The 16,987-nt window shown below is 66.1% G+C and carries 20 protein-coding genes; 11 read left to right on the top strand and 9 right to left on the bottom strand.

Annotated elements, in window-relative coordinates:
- Positions 1 to 74: 74 nt before the first annotated feature.
- The 5 genes from KU884_RS04670 to KU884_RS04650 all read right to left on the bottom strand — a co-directional run bounded on the left by KU884_RS04670 (position 75) and on the right by KU884_RS04650 (position 2,864).
- Positions 75 to 290 (bottom strand): hypothetical protein, encoded by a 216-nt coding sequence (locus KU884_RS04670; protein WP_167781527.1) that lies wholly within the window; start codon positions 288 to 290, stop codon positions 75 to 77.
- A 163-nt stretch (positions 291 to 453) separates the two neighbouring features.
- Positions 454 to 1,110, bottom strand: a complete 657-nt coding sequence (locus KU884_RS04665) for a DsbA family oxidoreductase (RefSeq protein ID WP_167781526.1) — start codon at positions 1,108 to 1,110, stop codon at positions 454 to 456.
- A gap of 72 nt (positions 1,111 to 1,182) precedes the next feature.
- A complete protein-coding gene (locus KU884_RS04660) occupies positions 1,183 to 1,593 on the bottom strand; it encodes an HIT domain-containing protein (protein WP_167781525.1) in 411 nt (136 codons plus the stop codon).
- A gap of 22 nt (positions 1,594 to 1,615) precedes the next feature.
- Positions 1,616 to 2,029: an alternative ribosome rescue aminoacyl-tRNA hydrolase ArfB gene (gene arfB, locus KU884_RS04655; RefSeq protein WP_167781524.1), complete on the bottom strand. Its 414-nt coding sequence runs from the start codon at positions 2,027 to 2,029 to the stop codon at positions 1,616 to 1,618.
- Positions 2,030 to 2,252: 223 nt separating this feature from the next.
- Positions 2,253 to 2,864 (bottom strand): LysE family translocator, encoded by a 612-nt coding sequence (locus KU884_RS04650; RefSeq protein ID WP_167781523.1) that lies wholly within the window; start codon positions 2,862 to 2,864, stop codon positions 2,253 to 2,255.
- A gap of 77 nt (positions 2,865 to 2,941) precedes the next feature.
- Between KU884_RS04650 and KU884_RS04645 the strand changes: the two genes are divergently transcribed.
- Complete coding sequence (locus KU884_RS04645) at positions 2,942 to 4,390, top strand: PLP-dependent aminotransferase family protein (protein WP_167781522.1); 1,449 nt, start codon at positions 2,942 to 2,944, stop codon at positions 4,388 to 4,390.
- Here the strand turns inward: KU884_RS04645 and KU884_RS04640 are convergent.
- Positions 4,380 to 5,531 carry an alpha/beta fold hydrolase gene (locus tag KU884_RS04640; RefSeq protein ID WP_254432241.1) on the bottom strand — a complete coding sequence of 384 codons (1,152 nt, stop codon included), beginning with the start codon at positions 5,529 to 5,531 and terminating at the stop codon, positions 4,380 to 4,382. The two genes, KU884_RS04645 and KU884_RS04640, sit on opposite strands and share 11 nt — an antisense overlap.
- Positions 5,524 to 6,498, bottom strand: coding sequence for a ketopantoate reductase family protein (locus KU884_RS04635; RefSeq protein WP_167781521.1), 975 nt, complete (start codon positions 6,496 to 6,498; stop codon positions 5,524 to 5,526). The genes KU884_RS04640 and KU884_RS04635 overlap by 8 nt, the downstream gene beginning before the upstream one ends.
- 208 nt (positions 6,499 to 6,706) lie before the next feature.
- On the opposite strand from KU884_RS04635, the gene ccmA reads away from it, so the two are divergent.
- The 10 genes from ccmA to KU884_RS04585 are packed head-to-tail and all read left to right on the top strand — an operon-like array spanning position 6,707 to position 13,995.
- Positions 6,707 to 7,375: a cytochrome c biogenesis heme-transporting ATPase CcmA gene (gene ccmA / locus KU884_RS04630; RefSeq protein ID WP_167781520.1), complete on the top strand. Its 669-nt coding sequence runs from the start codon at positions 6,707 to 6,709 to the stop codon at positions 7,373 to 7,375.
- 5 nt (positions 7,376 to 7,380) lie between these two features.
- Positions 7,381 to 8,049, top strand: coding sequence for a heme exporter protein CcmB (gene ccmB / locus KU884_RS04625; protein ID WP_167781519.1), 669 nt, complete (start codon positions 7,381 to 7,383; stop codon positions 8,047 to 8,049).
- Positions 8,050 to 8,077: 28 nt separating this feature from the next.
- Positions 8,078 to 8,872 (top strand): heme ABC transporter permease CcmC, encoded by a 795-nt coding sequence (gene ccmC, locus KU884_RS04620; RefSeq protein ID WP_167781518.1) that lies wholly within the window; start codon positions 8,078 to 8,080, stop codon positions 8,870 to 8,872.
- Positions 8,872 to 9,072, top strand: a complete 201-nt coding sequence (gene ccmD, locus KU884_RS04615; protein ID WP_167781517.1) for a heme exporter protein CcmD — start codon at positions 8,872 to 8,874, stop codon at positions 9,070 to 9,072. Before ccmC ends, ccmD begins: the two co-directional genes overlap by 1 nt.
- Entirely contained in the window at positions 9,069 to 9,518 is a 450-nt protein-coding gene (gene ccmE, locus KU884_RS04610; RefSeq protein ID WP_167781516.1) for a cytochrome c maturation protein CcmE, read from the top strand. Before ccmD ends, ccmE begins: the two co-directional genes overlap by 4 nt.
- Before the next feature lie 3 nt (positions 9,519 to 9,521).
- Entirely contained in the window at positions 9,522 to 11,525 is a 2,004-nt protein-coding gene (locus KU884_RS04605) for a heme lyase CcmF/NrfE family subunit (RefSeq protein ID WP_167781515.1), read from the top strand.
- Positions 11,525 to 12,055, top strand: coding sequence for a DsbE family thiol:disulfide interchange protein (locus tag KU884_RS04600; RefSeq protein WP_167781514.1), 531 nt, complete (start codon positions 11,525 to 11,527; stop codon positions 12,053 to 12,055). The genes KU884_RS04605 and KU884_RS04600 overlap by 1 nt, the downstream gene beginning before the upstream one ends.
- Positions 12,052 to 12,561 (top strand): cytochrome c-type biogenesis protein, encoded by a 510-nt coding sequence (locus KU884_RS04595; protein WP_167781513.1) that lies wholly within the window; start codon positions 12,052 to 12,054, stop codon positions 12,559 to 12,561. Before KU884_RS04600 ends, KU884_RS04595 begins: the two co-directional genes overlap by 4 nt.
- 27 nt (positions 12,562 to 12,588) lie before the next feature.
- Positions 12,589 to 13,488 (top strand): c-type cytochrome biogenesis protein CcmI, encoded by a 900-nt coding sequence (gene ccmI / locus KU884_RS04590; protein ID WP_167781512.1) that lies wholly within the window; start codon positions 12,589 to 12,591, stop codon positions 13,486 to 13,488.
- A gap of 57 nt (positions 13,489 to 13,545) precedes the next feature.
- Entirely contained in the window at positions 13,546 to 13,995 is a 450-nt protein-coding gene (locus KU884_RS04585; protein WP_167781511.1) for a hypothetical protein, read from the top strand.
- Positions 13,996 to 14,263: 268 nt separating this feature from the next.
- Here the strand turns inward: KU884_RS04585 and KU884_RS04580 are convergent, their stop codons facing one another.
- Positions 14,264 to 14,599, bottom strand: a complete 336-nt coding sequence (locus tag KU884_RS04580; protein WP_167781510.1) for a hypothetical protein — start codon at positions 14,597 to 14,599, stop codon at positions 14,264 to 14,266.
- 79 nt (positions 14,600 to 14,678) lie between these two features.
- Positions 14,679 to 16,898, bottom strand: coding sequence for a GTP diphosphokinase (relA, locus tag KU884_RS04575; protein ID WP_167781509.1), 2,220 nt, complete (start codon positions 16,896 to 16,898; stop codon positions 14,679 to 14,681).
- Positions 16,899 to 16,987 lie beyond the last annotated feature (89 nt).

Below are 16,987 nucleotides of genomic sequence, written 5' to 3'. Positions count from 1 at the left end.
CAAAGGAAATGGATCTGTGAAACCATGCACAAACTAATGCATCGGGACTGTACAAGCATGCATCCAGGATGCATCTATTGCACCTGCGTGGACCAAAGGTCGCTGGGTCCGTGGCGCCCAAGCACTTCCTCCACCTCCCGATAGCTGGCTTCCGGGATCATAACCTTGACCTGCATGTGGTCCCGATCAAGAAAAAGCTTTTCCTGCTCGAAACCGTCGGCGACGAGTTCATCGAAGACATTCTCGGCGGCGCCAACGGTGGGATAGACAGCGGTGACTGCTTTCACCATTGTGACCTCCCGGGCCGTCATCAACCGACCCTGGTTGCCGTTGGTTGACGGATACTGACTCTGGGCCCGCCCGCACAGGAAGGCAGTCCCTGGATCAGTATAGCTCACCGATCAGGGAACACTGAACGATTCCGGAGAGTTACAGAACACGAACCACTGGAACTCAGGCGTGAGCGCCCCGCTCCCCGACGATCTCGCGCAGGGCGCCCACGAGTACCGCCGGCTCCTGCGCTCCGGACACCAGGTACTGCCCCTGGATGACGAATCCCGGAACGCCGGATATGCCGGCTCGCTTGTAGTAGTCCTCCTCCCGGCGTACCTCCTCGTCATAATCGCCGTCGGCAAGCACCCTCGCGGCCTCGTCCCGTGGCAAACCGGCCTGCTCCGCCGCTTGCCGAAGCACAGCGGGATCCGACGGGTTCAGGGCATGGCCGAAGTACGCCTCGAACAGGGCAAGGCTGAGCTCGGTCTGCCGGTCGTGCTGTCCGGCCCACGCCAGCAGACGGTGGGCATCGAAGGTGTTATGAGCGCGCCGCTGGTGGGCTCCGGCGAAGTTCAGCCCCAGCTCGTGCGCGGCGTCCACGATCTGTTGCTGCGCCGCCTCCATCTCCTGGGCGCTACGCCCGTATTTGCGGGTGAGGTGCTCGAGAATGGGCTCGCCTTCCGGCGGCATCTCAGGATTCAGCTGGAACGGTCGCCAGCGCAGGGAGAGCGCGATCTCTCCGTCCAGCTCCGCCATGGCCTGTTCCAGGCGCTTGTAGCCAATGGCGCACCAGGGGCAGGCCACATCGGAGACGATATCGATATCCAGTTTTTTCATGCGCTCATACTACGCCCATGCGACCCGGCAGTGTCCACGACGGGGCCAGCAGTTACACGCTGAAGGACGGTGTCAGCAGTGCCAGGCGCGCACGGCTGTCACGATGGCGGCGAGGCGATCGTCGTCGTAACGTTCGTCGGTCTGCAGACGCCCCCAGACCACGCCCGGCCAGCAGGCGTCGCCCCGGTGGCGACCGATAACATGCAGGTGCAACTGCGGGACGAGATTACCGATGCTCGCCTGATTGATGCGGTCACAACGAAACCACGTTGACACGAAACGCGCCACGGCATCCGCTTCGTCGGCAAGCCGGTGGCGAATGGGGTATTCCAGTTCGTGAAGTTCCCCGGCTTCCACGCGGGGTACCAGAATGAACCAGGGCACGGCAGCATCACGGTGGAGCAGCAGCTCACTGCACTCCAGCGCCAGCAACCAGTGGCAGTCTCCCCGGAGTTGCGGATGAATACTGAACGATTCCGGCATGACCCTCCCCCGGCGTGAGACGCTAGTCCACTGGCTTCCCGCGCAGGGCCTTGGTGCGCCCCCGCTGTTTCTTCTCCTCGATACGGCGTTTCTTTGCGCCACGGGTGGGTCGCGTCGGTCGACGCGCCTTCACGGGCCGAACCGCATCCTCAATCAACACCCGCAACCGCTCCAGGGCGTCCTCGCGATTCTGTTCCAGAGTGCGATATTGCTGCGCCTTGATAACCACCACACCGTCCCTGGTGATGCGCTGGTCGCGCCGCGCCAGCAGACGATCCTTGTAGCTCGCGGGCAGGCTGGAACCGCGCACATCAAAACGCAGGTGGACCGCCGAGGATACCTTGTTCACGTTCTGACCGCCCGCTCCCTGGGCACGGACCTGGGTGGTCTCGATCTCCCCATCGGGCAGTTCAACACTATTCGAGATACGCAACATCGGGACATCACCCCGGCGACGGCACATTGCTGGTGGATCGGCAGCCAGCATAGCGCATCATGGCCGGCCATATGCTGATGCCATGAACCACGATCCCGATAGCTCTCCCGCCCAACGTGGCCCAGATCAGATCGGCTCCCACTTTGGGTTGTTGCACACGGACGCGGGGCATTCAACGGGGCGGTCGGATCACTACAGGTACCACCGACCGTAGTTGTGGGCTTCAGTCCAGCACGATCAACAGCACGCATGCGGCGGTGAGCCCGCCCATGGCGTGATTGAACCTTCGCCAGGCGTTCGCGGAACGCAGCAACCAGCCGATGGCCGTCCCGAATGCCGCCCACATGCCGATGGAAGGCAGATTCACCAGGGAGCAGGTCAGCGCCACGGCAACCGCAGACACCACGTAGGCGTCACCACTAAGGGTGAAGGCACTCACTGCGGAGATGGCCATGATCCAGGCCTTGGGATTGGCGAACTGAAAACCCGCCGCCTCCAGGAACGTGATGGGCTTGCCTTCGCCACCACCATGACCCTCCGGGTTGGCAGTGGCAATACGCCAGGCCAGATACAACAGGTAGGCGCTGCCCACCACCCGCAGTGTGGTCTGCAACGGCGGATAGGCCACGAATAACGCCCCCAACCCGGCCGCCACAGTGGCGATGAGCGCAAGAAAGCCGCAGGAGATCCCGAACATGTGCGGCAACGTGCGCCGGAAGCCGTAGTTGGCGCCCGAAGCCGTCAGCATGATGTTGTTCGGTCCCGGCGTCGCGGACATGACGAAGGCGAAGAGCATCACCGGCAGGAAGAATCCCTGAAAGTCGAGTTCACCCATAAAAACGTCCAATTGCTATTGTATGGATACAATATACGCCAAACATCGTATAAAAATGTTTATTTTCAGTGACTTTAATGGTTAAATTCGAAGACACCGAATGCAATGATTTTTTTGTCACCATGACATTCTGGACACCAGAACTGGACGGATATCCGGGCCCGCGATACCGCGCCATCGCCGCTGCCATTGCGGATGCCGTTGCCGACGGCACCCTGCCGCCGGATGCCAAACTTCCGCCCCATCGCCACCTGGCCGACGCTCTCGGCGTGACGGTGGGCACGGTCACCCGCGGATACGGCGAAGCCGAGCGGCGCGGACTGGTGACAGGGCGTGTCGGCAGCGGCACCTACGTACTCGGCGAGAGCCCCTCCGGCGGCGGGCTTACGGACTTCAGCATCCCGGCCGCGGACGCGGATGCCAGCACCATCGACTTCGGTCTCGCCTTCCCGGTGCCGGCCCACCGGGAGGCGATGCTGGCGGACGCGCTTCGACGCCTGGCCGACGATCCCCTGGCGCTCCGCGACACCCTCTCCTACCAGCCCGAGCCGGGACTGCAACGGCATCGCGAGACGCTGGCGACCTGGCTCAGGGAAGATTGGGGCGTGGCACTGAAGGCCGGGGAGCTCCTGCTGACCGTGGGCGGGCTGCATGCGCTGCACCTGTCGCTGCAGGTACTCACGCGCCCCGGCGATGCCGTCGCCGCGGCCGGGCTGACCTACCCAGGCATGCTGGCGGCGGCGCGGCAACAGCAGCTGGAACTGCTGCCGCTGGCCACGGATGACCAGGGCATCGTGCCGGCGTCACTGGCCGAGCTGTGCAGGCAGCGCAGCGTGCGGGCCGCCTACTGCATGCCCAACCAGGACAACCCAACCACGGCTTGCATGGGAGAGACGCGCCGGCAGGACCTCCTGCATGTGGCCAGACACCACGGGGTCACCGTCATCGAGGACGACGTCCATCTGGTGGCCGGCGGCGAGCGCCCGCCCAATCTCGTGGACATGGCGCCGGACCACGTGCTCTACATCACCAGTTGCTCGAAAATACTCGCGGGCGGGCTTCGCGTGGGCCTTCTGCGGGCTCCCCGTCGACTCTGCCCGGCGCTGGCAGACGCGCTGCGTGGTCACTGCTGGATGGCACCATCGCTGAACGCTGAGCTGGCGTGCCGCTGGATCGAATCCGGTCTGGCCGACGAGCTTGCAAGCTGGCAACGCCAGGAGCTGGGCGCGCGCCAGGCGCTGGCGGCCGAGGTTCTCGCGGGCCTTCAGTTCCGCGCCCGCACCTACGGTTTCAACCTGTGGCTTGAACTCCCCAAGCCCTGGCGTGCCCAGGAACTGGCAGAGGCCTGCGCGAGCCGCGGCGTCCAGATCAAGACCGGCGAGCCCTTCGCGGTGGGCCGCCACCCGGCCCCGGAAGCGGTCCGGCTGGCGCTGTCGGCGCCGGCATCGCGGGACGCGGTCAGGCAAGGCCTGGAGATTGTCCGCGACACGCTGGCGGGCCAACCTGCCACGCCCGTCACCCTGTAACGAATGCCAGTAGCCGCGCCGACACCACCTCCGGCGCCTCCTGCTGCACCCAGTGCCCGGCACCATCGACCAGGTGGACAGCCTGCATGCGTGTACACACGCGCTCCTGCATGCGCTTGAACCGGCCCGGCATCTGGTAGACGCCCCAGTCCTGCCGTCCGGCGATAAAACACGACGGCACATCCAGCGTGCTGCCGGCGAACAGCTGCAACTCCCGACGGTTCTCCACCGCGGCGAACGCCCGGTACCACTGCAGACCACCCTGGAATCCGGTGTGCTCGAACGCCCGTGAATACACGGCAAGCTCCTCGTCTGGAAGCCATCCACAGGCGGCGATCTGCTGCTGCGTCGGCATTTCCGCGGCAGCCGTGGCGGCCATGCCCTTGTCCCGCTCCATGATGTAGTAGGTGGGCATCCGCGCCAGATCCGCGGCCCGTGACGACGGCAATGGCTCCGGCCGGTTGCCGGGCCAGTCGGCACTCTTGTGGTGGAAATAGGCGCGCAGGAAGGCGTGCACACCCTGGGGACAATGGAGCATGTCCGCCGCGGCCTCGCGGCCGCGGTAGTAGGCCTGGTAGTGCTTCCGGGGCGGCGTCAGTGCCGCCAGCGATTCATCCAGGTCCTCGCCGGCGGGAGCGGTACGCCCCTCCACCGGCGGAAACGGCGGCGGCCCGGCAAATGGCGCGCTCATCAGGGCGACGGAGCGGAACAGATCCGGCCTTGCCAGGCCGCAGTAGGCCGCCACAGTTGCCCCCATGTCGTGGCCGACAACGGCAGTCACCGCGGTATGCCCCAGGGCCTGTACCAACCCGATCACGTCGCGCGCCAGCGCTAGCACATAGTACTGCCGCAGATCCCCGTCATAGCGATCGTCCCAGCCGGTGGTCCAGCCATAGCCGCGCTGGTCCGGAGCGATGACATGGAACCCTTCCGCCGCCAGCGGCGGCATCACCTTGCGCCAGGTGAAGGCGAGCTCCGGGAAGCCGTGCAACAACACGATGCAGCCCCGCTCGGCGCCCGGCTTCCCGGCCTCCAGCAGGTGCATGCGCAGCCCATGGCCATTGTCGACCATGCGCGAACGGATGCCCCGCGGCAGCAACGCCGCTGGCATCCCCTGGGCACCGGGATCGCCCTCATGCATCGTCACGGTCGGGCTCCGTCGACCAGATACCGTTGCGCAGCAGTCCGGCAAGCAGTTCTGTGGCGGGGGCGTCCTCGCCCAGCTGTCGCAGCCGCGCCATGACCGCGCCACAGATCGCGTCCAGTTCCATGGGCCGCCCGTGCTCACGGTCTACCAACATGGAGGTCTTGATCGGGTCCAGGTCATGAATAAGCTGAAACATCTCGTCCACGTCGGCTCCGTCCAGCGTCACCCGATCCGCCCGGGCCGCAGCGGCCGCCTCGTGCATGAGCCGCCGGATTGTCACCACCATCTCCGGATTGCGCGTCAGGCGGCGACTGTCCCAGCCGGTGAGCGCCGAGATCGGGTTGAGGCCGTTATTGATGACCAGCTTGCGCCACAGCTCACGGCGAATGTCACTGGTCTCGATCACCGGTGTACCGGCCGCGTTCGCCGTCTGCACGAAGGTCGGCAGGATGTCCGTTGCCGGCCCGGCAACGGCCTCTTCCCGATTCGGCCAGGGCCCGGTCACAACCTGCCCGGCCCCGGTGGCCGTGATCCGGCCCGGCGCCTCCACGTGGGTACCGACACGCAGGGCAAGCCCGCCGATCACGGCATCCTGCCCCAGCACGGCAGCCAGTTCTCCTTCGTTGTCGACGCCGTTCTGCATGGACAACACCGGGACACGCCGACCGTAGCGCTGGAACCAGTCGTGCAGCGTCGCCGCGACGTCCCGTGTGGCAGCAGATTTCACCGCCAGCACCAACAGATCGAACTCCGCCGGATCGCCGGCGCAGAGGGCGGCCAGGTCGGTGGCGTCGACCCTGTGCCGGTAGTGAAACTCCGGGTGCTCCACCCGCAATCCTTGCTCCCGCAATTGCTCCAGGTGGCCTCCCCGCGCCACGAACGTGACCGGATTACCTGCTGCAAGCCAGCGCGCGCCGTAATATCCTCCGACGCCACCAGCACCAATGACGGCCATTCGCATGCCAGCAACCTCCCGCGATCCACCCACAACAGCGCCGCGTCGCCGCAAGATGATCGCAGCTTTCCCGTTGCCGCGACAGCTGATGAGCCCGAGGTTGACGAAGATCAAATCATCGCCTACCACGCTCGGGTTACGCTGCATCACGAGATTGGCCGGCGTCGGTGAGCTTCTGCCACGCTTCCACTACTCCAGATGAGGACCACAGCACATGGCGCCAGGGACAGCACAAACCAGCGCCACCCCGACGGCCGGGCAATTTCCGGCGCTGCAGGTCCGGGGCGTAGCCTGCCGGCGCGGTGGTGCCACGCTGTTCGCACCCTTGGATTTCGAGCTGACCGCCGGTGAACTGCTGTTCGTTCGCGGCCGCAACGGCCAGGGCAAGACAACACTGCTGCGCGCCATCTGCGGGCTCACTGAACCGGCCTCCGGCGAGATCCGGTTCCACGGCGACAGCATTCGCACCATGGATGACGCCCGACGCATGGCACTGCTGTACATCGGGCACAGGGATGCCCTCAAGGAGGAGCTCACGCCGCTGGAGAACCTGCAGCTCCACCTGGGCCTGCGTGGCATGGGCAACGCTGATGAGGACCGGCTACTGGACGCCCTGGAGGCCTCCGGACTCGGGGAGCGCGTCGACACACCGGTGCGCTACCTGTCCCAGGGCCAACGCCGGCGCGCTGCCCTGGCGCGGTTGCTGGTCAGCCAGGCCACGCTGTGGGTACTGGACGAACCGCTCGCGGCCCTGGATACGGATGCAGTCGCGTGGATGGCAAAGCAGATCAACGAGCACCTGGAGGGTGGCGGTATGGTGATCTGCACCAGCCACCAGTCGATTCAGGGGCTGCGCCAGGCCCGAATGCTGGACCTGGGCTGAGATAGATGGGGCGGTCACTATGGACTCTGCTGAAACGCGACATCACCCTGCTGGTCCTGCGGCGGCAGGACGTGATGACCATCATCGCGTTCTTTCTCATCGTCACCACCCTGCTGCCGCTGTCCGTCGGGCCGGAGCCGGAGACCCTGCGGGCGCTGGCGCCGGGAGGGGTATGGATCGCGGCTGCCCTGGCGAGCCTGATTTCGCTGGACCGCCTGTTCGCCGACGACTGGCGCGATGGCACGCTGGAACAGCTGGCCCTGGGGCCTGCACCCTTGGCAATGGTGGCGCTGACCAAGATCATGGCGCACTGGCTGGCACTGGGCCTGCCCCTGGTGGTGCTGTCGCCCCTCATGGGCTACGCCCTGGGTCTGGATGGCATGACACTGCTCGTCCTGCCACTCTCCCTGGCGCTGGGCACCCCGGTGCTCAGCCTGCTGGGTGCCACCGGTGCGGCGCTGACTCTGGGGGTGCGCGCCGGTGGCGCGCTCATGGCACTGCTGATTCTGCCGTTGTATGTGCCGGTGCTGATTCTCGGCTCCGGCGCGGTGAGCGAAGCCATGCATGCCGCCGGCCCGGGGCCGCACCTGTCACTGCTGGGGGCACTGCTGGCGCTGGCCCTGCCACTGGCGCCACTGGCCGTCGCCGGCGCCCTGCGGATTGCACTGGATTGAGAGGCACCATGCACACGAGGAGTGCCCAATGAACCGCCGCCCCATCCCGTGGCTGTACTTCACCGTGCCACGCAATTTCTACTGGCTGGTGCAACGGCTGGTACCGTTGATCTGGGCAGTGGCCGCGTTGCTGGCGGTGGCCGGGTTATACGTCGGTTTCTTCGTGGCTCCCCCGGACTACCAGCAGGGCAACAGCTACCGCATCATGTTCATCCACGTGCCCACGGCCTGGATGGGCATGTTCCTGTACGCGCTCATGGCGGTGTACTCGGTGATCTTCCTCGCCTGGCGCATCAAGATGGCCGACGTCATGGCCCGCAGCCTGGCACCCACCGGCGCGCTCATGACCGCCCTGTCCCTGTGGACCGGCGCGTTGTGGGGCGCGCCCACCTGGGGCACCTACTGGGTCTGGGATGCGCGGCTGACCTCGACACTGCTGCTGCTGTTCCTGTTCCTGGGCTACATGGCGCTCTATGCCGCCATTGACGACCGGGAAAAAGGCGCACGGGCTGCCGCTCTTCTGGCCCTGATCGGCGTGATCAACGTCCCGATCATCTACTTCTCGGTGGAGTGGTGGCACACGCTGCACCAGGGCATGTCCATCAGCCCCAGTGGCGGGGCCTCCATGGCGCCTTCCATGCTCGCCGCGCTGCTGCTGGGCACCGGCGCATGCTGGGCCTACTGCGCGGCGGTGACATTGCGCCGGGCACAGACCGAACTGCTGGAGCGCGAAGACGGCACCGAGTGGACTCAAGCAGTGTTCACGGACGAGGCACCACCGGCGGCGCCGGGCGTCGCGATGCCAACGGGGAGGCGCCACTGATGTGGGATGGTATCGGGGATTTCATCGCCATGGGCGGCCACGGCCCCTACGTCTGGGGCTCCTACGGCGCCTTCGCCCTGCTGCTCCTGCTGGAAGCAGCGCTGCTCGCCCGCCGCCGGCAGCGAGTGTGGACGCGACTCGCATGGCGGGCCCGGCGCTCAACCACAGTCCGGCATTCATCGACAGGTTCGGAATCATGAAGAAGCGACACAAGCGCCTGACCATCATACTCGGAGCACTGGCAGGCCTTGCCATTGCCACCGCACTGGTCCTCAATGCCATGCGCGACAGCATGGTTTTCTTCGTGACGCCGTCCGAAGTCATGGCCATGAGCGACATGCCGGAGCGCAATTTCCGCATTGGCGGCCTGGTGGAACAGGGATCGGTGGAACGCGACCAGAACTCCGCCGACGTGGTGTTCCACGTCACGGACACGGACAAGAGCGTAGTCGTGACCTATAGCGGCATTCTTCCGGACCTGTTCCGCGAGGGACAGGGCGTGGTTGCCGAGGGCCGCATCGATTCCAGCGGGACGTTCCACGCCAACAAGGTCATGGCCCGCCATGACGAGGAGTACATGCCTGCCGAGGCGCAGGAGGCCATCGAACGCGCCGGCCATCCGCCGGATGCCGGGGAGGGGTACTGATCCATGCTTGCCGAACTCGGGAACTTTGCCCTGATCCTCGCGCTGTGCCTGGCGCTGGCACAGTCCGTCCTGCCGCTGCTCGGGGCCTACACCGGCAACGACCGACTGATGCGCACCGGGCGCTCCCTGGCGCTGGGACAGTTTGTATTCCTCACGCTCTCCTACGCCGCGCTCACCTGGGCCTTCGTGGTCAGCGACTTCTCGGTGGAGTACGTGGCACGGAATTCCAACCAGGCGCTGCCGTTGATCTACAAGGTGACGGCGGTCTGGGGCGGCCATGAGGGTTCGCTGCTGCTGTGGATGTGGCTGCTGGCCGGCTGGGGCGTGGCCGTGGCGATCTTCAGCAAGGCGCTGCCCCGGGAGATGCTGGCCCGGGTGCTGGCGGTGATGGGCATGGTGTCGGTGGGTTTCCTGGCATTCACCGCACTGACCTCCAACCCCTTCGACCGGCTCATTCCCGCCCCGGCAGACGGCGCCGATCTCAACCCGCTGCTGCAGGACCCGGGCATGATCGCCCATCCGCCACTGCTGTACATGGGCTATGTGGGCATGGCCGTGGCCTTCTCCTTCGCCATCGCGGCACTGATCGGCGGTCGGCTGGATGCCGCCTGGGCGCGCTGGTCGCGCCCCTGGACCATCGTCGCCTGGGCATTCCTGACCCTGGGAGTCGGCGTGGGCTCCTGGTGGGCCTACTATGAACTCGGCTGGGGCGGCTGGTGGTTCTGGGACCCGGTGGAGAACGCCTCGTTCATGCCCTGGCTCACCGCCACGGCACTGCTCCACTCCCTGGCGGTCACCGAGAAGCGCGGCGGCTTCAAGGTGTGGACGCTGATGCTCGCCATCATCACCTTCGCGCTAACCATCCTCGGCGCGTTCCTGGTGCGCTCGGGCACCTTGACCTCCGTGCACGCCTTCGCCACCGACCCGGAACGCGGCATCTTCATCCTCGGCATGCTCGCCGTCACGCTCATCGGTTCACTGATCCTCTACGCCTGGCGGGCACCGAAAGTCGGGCTGGGGGGCAGCTTCGGCTGGTTCTCCCGGGAGTCATTGCTGCTGGGCAACAATGTGCTGCTGGTGGTGGCCTGCACCGCCGTGTTCATCGGCACGCTCTACCCGTTGGCGCTGGATGCCTTCAACCTGGGCAAGATCTCCGTCGGGCCGCCCTATTTCGACGCGGTGTTCATGCCGCTGATGATGCCCATGCTGTTCCTGGTGGGGGTCGGCCCGCTGATCTCCTGGAAGCAGGCCTCGCCAGAGGAGACGGTGCGGCAGCTGCGCTGGCTGCTGCTGGCGAGTTTCCTGATCGGCGCCGTCTGGCCGCTCACCATGGGCGCCTGGAACCCGCTCACGGCCCTGGGGCTGGGCCTGGTGGCCTGGATCGTACTCACGGCGGTCAAGGACATTGCCGACCGCATGGGTCGCCGTCGCAACCAGGGCGCCGTGGCCATGGTCCGCTCCCTGCGGCCAAGCTTCGTCGGCATGCACCTGGCCCACATCGGCCTCGCCCTGATCGTCATGGCCATCACCATGGTCAACACCTACGAGGTAGAACGGGACGTGCGCCTGGGGCCGGGCGACACCGCCACCGCCGGTGGCTACACCTTCACTCTGGGCGAGTCGCGCCAGGTGCGTGGCCCCAACTACACCGCCGACGAGGCCGATATCTACGTCTCCCGGAACGGCGAGCCGGTGGCCGTGCTACAACCCCAGCGGCGCAACTACGACTCTCAGCGGGAAATGCCGATGATCCAGGCATCGCTGGACCGGCGCCCGCTGCGGGACGTCTACGTCTCCCTGGGGGATCCCCTGCAGGGCGATGCCTGGCTGGTGCGCCTCTACTACAAGCCCTACATGTTCTGGATGTGGACCGGCGGCCTGCTGCTGGCCTTCGGGGGGTTCCTGGCGGCGACCGACCGCCGCTACCGCCTGGCCCGTGAGCGCGCCAGTGCCACACAATCCGCGTACGCCGTGCCGAATGCGCGGCCGGCGCAGGAGGCTCCGTAATGATCAAACGTATCGCCCTGCCATTCATCGCGGTGATGGCGCTGCTGAGCCTGTTCTACGTCGGTCTGGGGCTGGACTCCCGGGAACTGCCCTCGCCGCTGGTGGGCAAGCCGGCGCCGGCCTTCGCCGTGGAGTCGCTGCACGATCCGGACACCATCGTTTCCGAACAGGACTTCAGCGGCGACGTCTCCCTGGTCAACGTCTGGGCCTCCTGGTGCACCTCCTGTCGCTCGGAGAAGCCTCACCTGATCCGTCTGGCCAACCAGGGCGTGACCATCCACGGGATCAACTACCGCGACACCCGCGAGGACGCCAATGGCTACCTGCGCCAGAGCGGCAATCCCTACCGCACCATCGCTTTCGACCCCAAAGGTGACGTGGGCATGGACTGGGGCGTCTACGCCACGCCGGAAACCTATGTGCTGGACGCCGATGGCACCATCCGCCACAAGCACATCGGGCCGCTGACGGCCGAGGTGGTTCGGGATGACATTATCCCGCTGATCGAACGCCTCGAGGAGGAAACATGAAAAGGCGGGACATGCGGACGGCTCGGTTACGGACACTTCTCGGCACCGCCCTCGCCGCGGGGCTGGCCCTTGGTGCCGGCAACGCAGGCGCGGTCGCCATGGGCGAACCCGTGGAATTCGAGAGCGAGGCCAAGGAGCGGCAGTATAGCCGGCTGGTGCGCGAGCTGCGCTGCACCGTGTGCCAGAGCGAGACCATCTACGAATCCAACGCGCCGCTGGCCGCCGATATGCGCCGGCGCGTCTACGAAATGACCGCCGAGGGCCGCAGCGAAGAGGAGATCATCGATTTCCTGGTGCAGCGCTACGGCGACTACGTGCGCTACCGCCCGCCGATGCAGGCCAACACAGTCCTGCTGTGGACCGGCCCGTTCCTGGCGCTGGCAGTTGGCGGCGGCATCTGGTTCACGGTGGTCCGGCATCGCCGGGGACTCACAACGCGCCGGGAACTCACGCCCGAACAACGCGACGCCGTACGGCGATTCCGCGATGACGGACACGAGCAATGATTCAGCGCCTGCCGCGAGGATAGACGCATGCAGATTACCTTTTTCATCATCGCGCTGGGCCTGTGCGTCGGGGCGCTGGCCTTCGTCCTGTACCCGTTTCTGCGGAACCCGAGCCAGGCACGCCTGCGCGCCCGGCGGGAAGTCAATGCCGAAATCCACCGTGACCGCCTGGCAGAACTCGATCACGACCTCACCCAGGGCACGCTGACCCGGGAGCAGTATGACGAGGCCGTGGCCGATCTGGACCGGGAACTGGTGGAAAGTGGTGCGGTGGACCCGGACGCACCCGTCCGCGCGGCCGGCCCCATCCAGCGCCGGGTCACGCTGGCCGCCACGGTGGCCACCGTTGTTGCCGTGCCGCTGCTGGCCATGGGGCTGTACAACAGTGTCGGCTTCGGCGAGGAAGCGCTGACCGCCAACCAGACCGCCTCGCCCGAGCGGCCGGACGCGGCCGGCGGCCGCAGTGAACATGACGAAACGGATGCTGCCGAGGTACGCCGCCTGGCGGATCAGCTCCGGGAGCGCCTGGAGGAGGAGCCCGGCGAGGTCCGTGGCTGGATTCTGCTGGCGCGCACGCTCATGGCCCTGGAGGACTACGAGCAGTCCGTTGAGGCCTTCGAGGAGGCCTATGCCCGCGGCGCGGATAGTGAACCACAGTTCCTGCTGCTCTATGCCGAGGCCCTGGGGGAAGCCGGCGGCACCCTGCGGGGCCGCCCGCAGCAGCTCATCGACCAGGCCCTGGAGCTGGACCCGGAGGACCCCCGCGGACTTTGGCTGGCCGGTAACGCGGCGTACTACCGCGGCGATTACGAGGCGGCACGGGAGTACTGGCAACACCTCCTGGGAGTGCTGCCCGAAGACTCGGACGCCGCGGCGGTGGTGCGCTCCAACCTGGACACCGTCGCCGAGATTACCGGCATGGACTGAGCCGGCCGCACGACCCGGCGAAAGCACTTACATCGCACACCCTGGACGAGCTGGACAATGAACCGACAGCCTGGCAACCGCCGCCGTAACGATCCCAAGCCTTTCCCGCGCTGGCTGCGCTGGACTCTCTCGCTCGGGGTGGTTGCCGCCTCCGCCGTGTTCATCATCACCCTGCTGCCCAGCGGCGCTCTTGACCAGGATCTCACCCGGGTAGGTCAGGGGCAGCCCAAGGGGGTCATCACCTATGAAACCGCGCACCCCACGGCCATCGGCGTCATGGAACTGGTCAACCGCCTGGATACCGACGCCACCGATGTGGAGTTCCTGGTCGCCAACCTCGGGACGCCCGAAGGTGACCGTTTCGCACAACAACACGACCTCCCCGCCCCCGGAATCCTCGCCCTGTTCGACGGCGACGGCGAACTCCACGCCACCATCCTTGCCCCCGATAGCGAGGCCGAGATCCTGGACGCCGTCTCCAGCCTGCCCGCCAACGAACGCGGCTGACCACCGCTTCGCTCTTACTCCCGGGGGCGACGCCAAGACCTGACAATATTTCCTGAACCCGGGGCACTGCCCCCCGGGAGCAATGCCCTGATTTTCGCCTTATTCCCGACACGCAACGGCGCTTGATAAGCGTCAAGGATAGCCCCTGGCCCGATTGCTACGGTCACTCTTGGAGCGACTGACCGTCATGGCGTCATGGCGCCGCTCGCGGCCGGAACAATCGGGGATAACCGGGAAAAGGAAGGGGGTAATCGCCATGGGCGATGGCTTACGAACTTTTGCGGCGCTGACGATCCATAGTCACTGGTACATCGTCAACGTCTCTGCCGACAAGGAAGGATTCACGGATTCCACGACCTGGTATTTCATCCGCTTCCTGATCCACCCAGACGATACTGGCGATGCCGTCGTCATCCAGCGCGACGGAAGGGGCATCCACATAGCGGAAGTCGGAGTCGTTCATCCGCCACACACCCTGGAATGCCTCGCCGGTGGCCAATTCCAGGGGCTCCGCCTGCCATTCCATGCCGGTATCCGCCACCGTGCCCGGCGGATACAGGGCCAGCGCCGCAATCGCGAACACACCGACTGCCGCCGCGCGCACCTCGTCGCCATGGCGTTTCGTCAGGGACCTCCGCGAGTGCTACATTCCATCCGCTTAGGCACCCGGGCACCGTGGATGTTCAGGCCTTGCGCCGGGCGTCGCGCACGTTGCGCAGGCTGGCGATGCGATCCAGCAGGCGACTCATCTGGGTGACATCGTCGATCTCCACGGTCAGGGTCATGCGCGCCTGGTGATCCTGGCTGCCGGTGCTGGTATTCACGCCGGTGACGTTGACCTTCTCGTTGGTAAGAATGGCGGTAATGTCCCGCAGCAGACCCTGGCGGTCGTAGGCGTCCACCTGGATATCCACCGGGTATTTCTTTTCGGCATGGCGACTCCAGCTCACATCGATGAGCCGCTCCGGGGTGGTCTCCTGCAGCCGGCGGACGTTATTGCAGTCCTGGCGGTGGATGGTCACTCCCTGACCGCGGGTAATGAAACCGACCACCGGATCCCCGGGAGCCGGCTTGCAGCAGCCGGCCTGCCGGGTGAGCAAATTGCCGACACCGTAGATGGAGACCTCATCGGTGTGCTCGCCGCCGGAAGGAGCGGGGCCCTGTGGCAGCACGGTCTCCGAATCGTGCCTGGGCAACACGTGCTCGCCCACCAGACCGGCAATGTAGCCGCTGCTGACATCCCCCCGGCCGATGGCGGCATAGAAGCTGTCCAGGTCGGAGTAGCGGCTCTTCTCTGCCAGGCGTTCCAGGTTGACGTCCTGCACGCCCAGACGATGAAGTTCACGGTCCAGCATCTGGCGCCCGGCGGCGGCGTTCTTGTCGTGGTCCTGCTGACGGAACCAGGCGCGCACCCGGGAGCGCGCCCGGGAGGTGCGCAGGTAGCCGCGGGCGGAATTGAGCCAGTCCCGACTGGGGGTCCCGCTGCGGGTGGTGAGTACTTCCACCTGGTCCCCGTTGCGCAGCTCATAGGTCAGGGGAACCATGCGGCCGTTGACCTTGGCACCACGGCAGCGGTGCCCGACGTCGCTGTGAATGTAATAGGCGAAGTCCAGGGGTGTTGCCCCCCGCGGCAGGTCCAGCACGTCGCCCCTGGGACTGATGACGTAGACACGGTCCTCGAACACCTCGGCCTTGAAGCGGTCGATGAAGTCCTCGGCGGCGCCGTCTTCGCGGCCCCACTCCAGCAGCTGCCGCAACCAGGCGAGTTTCTGCTCAAAGCGGGCGTCGCGGCTGCTGGTACCCTCCTTGTAGCGCCAGTGCGCAGCCACGCCCAATTCCGCCTGCTCGTGCATCTCCCAGGTACGGATCTGGACTTCCAGGGTCTTGCCCTCGGGGCCGACCACCGCCGTATGCAGCGACTGGTAGTTGTTCTCCTTGGGGGCGGTGATGTAGTCGTCGAACTCCTTGGGAATGTGGCGCCACAGGCTGTGCACCACGCCCAGCGTGGCGTAGCAGGAGGACACATCGCGCACCATCACCCGCAGGGCGCGGATGTCAAACAACTCGTGAAACCCCAGCCCCTTGCGCTGCATCTTCTTCCAGATGCTGTAGATGTGCTTCGGCCGGCCGTAGACATCCGCCTGGATGCCGGCACGTCGCAGGGCATCGGTGAGCTGTTCGGTCACCTTGTTGATATAGCGCTCGCGGTCCTGGCGCTTCTCCCGTAGCAGCTTCGCCACCCGCTTGTAGGTTTCCGGCTCCAGGTAGCGGAAACAGAGGTCCTCCATCTCCCACTTCACCTGCCAGATGCCCAGGCGGTGCGCCAGTGGCGCGTATATGTCAGTGGTCTCGTGGGCGACGCGCCGCTGCTCGTCTTCCGGGTGGGCCCGCAGGGTGCGCAGGTCATGCAGCCTCTCGGCCAGCTTGATGAACACCACGCGGATGTCCTGGGCCATGGCCAGCAGCATCTTGCGCAGGGCCTCGGTGCGATTGTTGTCCGCCTCTTCGCTGCCCTGGCCGGAGGGAGCGTGCAGTTCGCTGATCACGTCCATACGCCCCACCCCGTCCACCAGCGTGGCGACATCCCGGCCGGCCTTGCGGCTGACGGCGGGCCAGCGCGAGCCGCATACGTGCGGCGCATCGTGGAGCATGCCGGCAGCGATGGCCTGGGCGTCGAGTTTCAGGCCGGCAAGGATGCTGGCCACCGCAAGGCCGTGCTCGAAATAGCTCTCTCCGGAATAGCGCATGTTGTCACCATACGCGTCACGTGCCGCCTCCCAGGCACTGGCGAGCAGCTGCCGTTCATCGGCGCCGGCCTCCGGCACAACCCGGTCCAGCCAGGCGTCGGGCGCCGGGATACCGTGGGCAAACAGATCGCTGATGTCGTCGGTTACGCTGACCATGATCCCGTGATTGGTGGGGGCAATCCCGCCCGGTTTCCAGAATGGCGCGCATTGTACGTCATCGTCACTCGCAAGGGTGTAACGCCTGT

It is taken from the genome of Aquisalimonas sp. 2447 (assembly GCF_012044895.1).
Taxonomy (GTDB): Bacteria; Pseudomonadota; Gammaproteobacteria; order Nitrococcales; family Aquisalimonadaceae; genus Aquisalimonas.
The sequence above is the reverse complement of the archived record's forward strand: the minus strand, read 5'-3'. Positions and strand labels throughout refer to the sequence as shown.

Excerpts from the sequence above, each read along its gene's own strand:
- KU884_RS04670 (WP_167781527.1), bottom strand. The coding sequence starts at position 290 with ATGGTGAAAGCAGTCACCGCTGTCTATCCCACCGTTGGCGCCGCCGAG.
- KU884_RS04665 (WP_167781526.1), bottom strand. The coding sequence starts at position 1,110 with ATGAAAAAACTGGATATCGATATCGTCTCCGATGTGGCCTGCCCCTGG.
- KU884_RS04660 (WP_167781525.1), bottom strand. The coding sequence starts at position 1,593 with ATGCCGGAATCGTTCAGTATTCATCCGCAACTCCGGGGAGACTGCCAC.
- arfB (WP_167781524.1), bottom strand. The coding sequence starts at position 2,029 with ATGTTGCGTATCTCGAATAGTGTTGAACTGCCCGATGGGGAGATCGAG.
- KU884_RS04650 (WP_167781523.1), bottom strand. The coding sequence starts at position 2,864 with ATGGGTGAACTCGACTTTCAGGGATTCTTCCTGCCGGTGATGCTCTTC.
- KU884_RS04645 (WP_167781522.1), top strand. The coding sequence starts at position 2,942 with ATGGTTAAATTCGAAGACACCGAATGCAATGATTTTTTTGTCACCATG.
- KU884_RS04640 (WP_254432241.1), bottom strand. The coding sequence starts at position 5,531 with ATGCATGAGGGCGATCCCGGTGCCCAGGGGATGCCAGCGGCGTTGCTG.
- KU884_RS04635 (WP_167781521.1), bottom strand. The coding sequence starts at position 6,498 with ATGCGAATGGCCGTCATTGGTGCTGGTGGCGTCGGAGGATATTACGGC.
- ccmA (WP_167781520.1), top strand. The coding sequence starts at position 6,707 with ATGGCGCCAGGGACAGCACAAACCAGCGCCACCCCGACGGCCGGGCAA.
- ccmB (WP_167781519.1), top strand. The coding sequence starts at position 7,381 with ATGGGGCGGTCACTATGGACTCTGCTGAAACGCGACATCACCCTGCTG.
- ccmC (WP_167781518.1), top strand. The coding sequence starts at position 8,078 with ATGAACCGCCGCCCCATCCCGTGGCTGTACTTCACCGTGCCACGCAAT.
- ccmD (WP_167781517.1), top strand. The coding sequence starts at position 8,872 with ATGTGGGATGGTATCGGGGATTTCATCGCCATGGGCGGCCACGGCCCC.
- ccmE (WP_167781516.1), top strand. The coding sequence starts at position 9,069 with ATGAAGAAGCGACACAAGCGCCTGACCATCATACTCGGAGCACTGGCA.
- KU884_RS04605 (WP_167781515.1), top strand. The coding sequence starts at position 9,522 with ATGCTTGCCGAACTCGGGAACTTTGCCCTGATCCTCGCGCTGTGCCTG.
- KU884_RS04600 (WP_167781514.1), top strand. The coding sequence starts at position 11,525 with ATGATCAAACGTATCGCCCTGCCATTCATCGCGGTGATGGCGCTGCTG.
- KU884_RS04595 (WP_167781513.1), top strand. The coding sequence starts at position 12,052 with ATGAAAAGGCGGGACATGCGGACGGCTCGGTTACGGACACTTCTCGGC.
- ccmI (WP_167781512.1), top strand. The coding sequence starts at position 12,589 with ATGCAGATTACCTTTTTCATCATCGCGCTGGGCCTGTGCGTCGGGGCG.
- KU884_RS04585 (WP_167781511.1), top strand. The coding sequence starts at position 13,546 with ATGAACCGACAGCCTGGCAACCGCCGCCGTAACGATCCCAAGCCTTTC.
- relA (WP_167781509.1), bottom strand. The coding sequence starts at position 16,898 with ATGGTCAGCGTAACCGACGACATCAGCGATCTGTTTGCCCACGGTATC.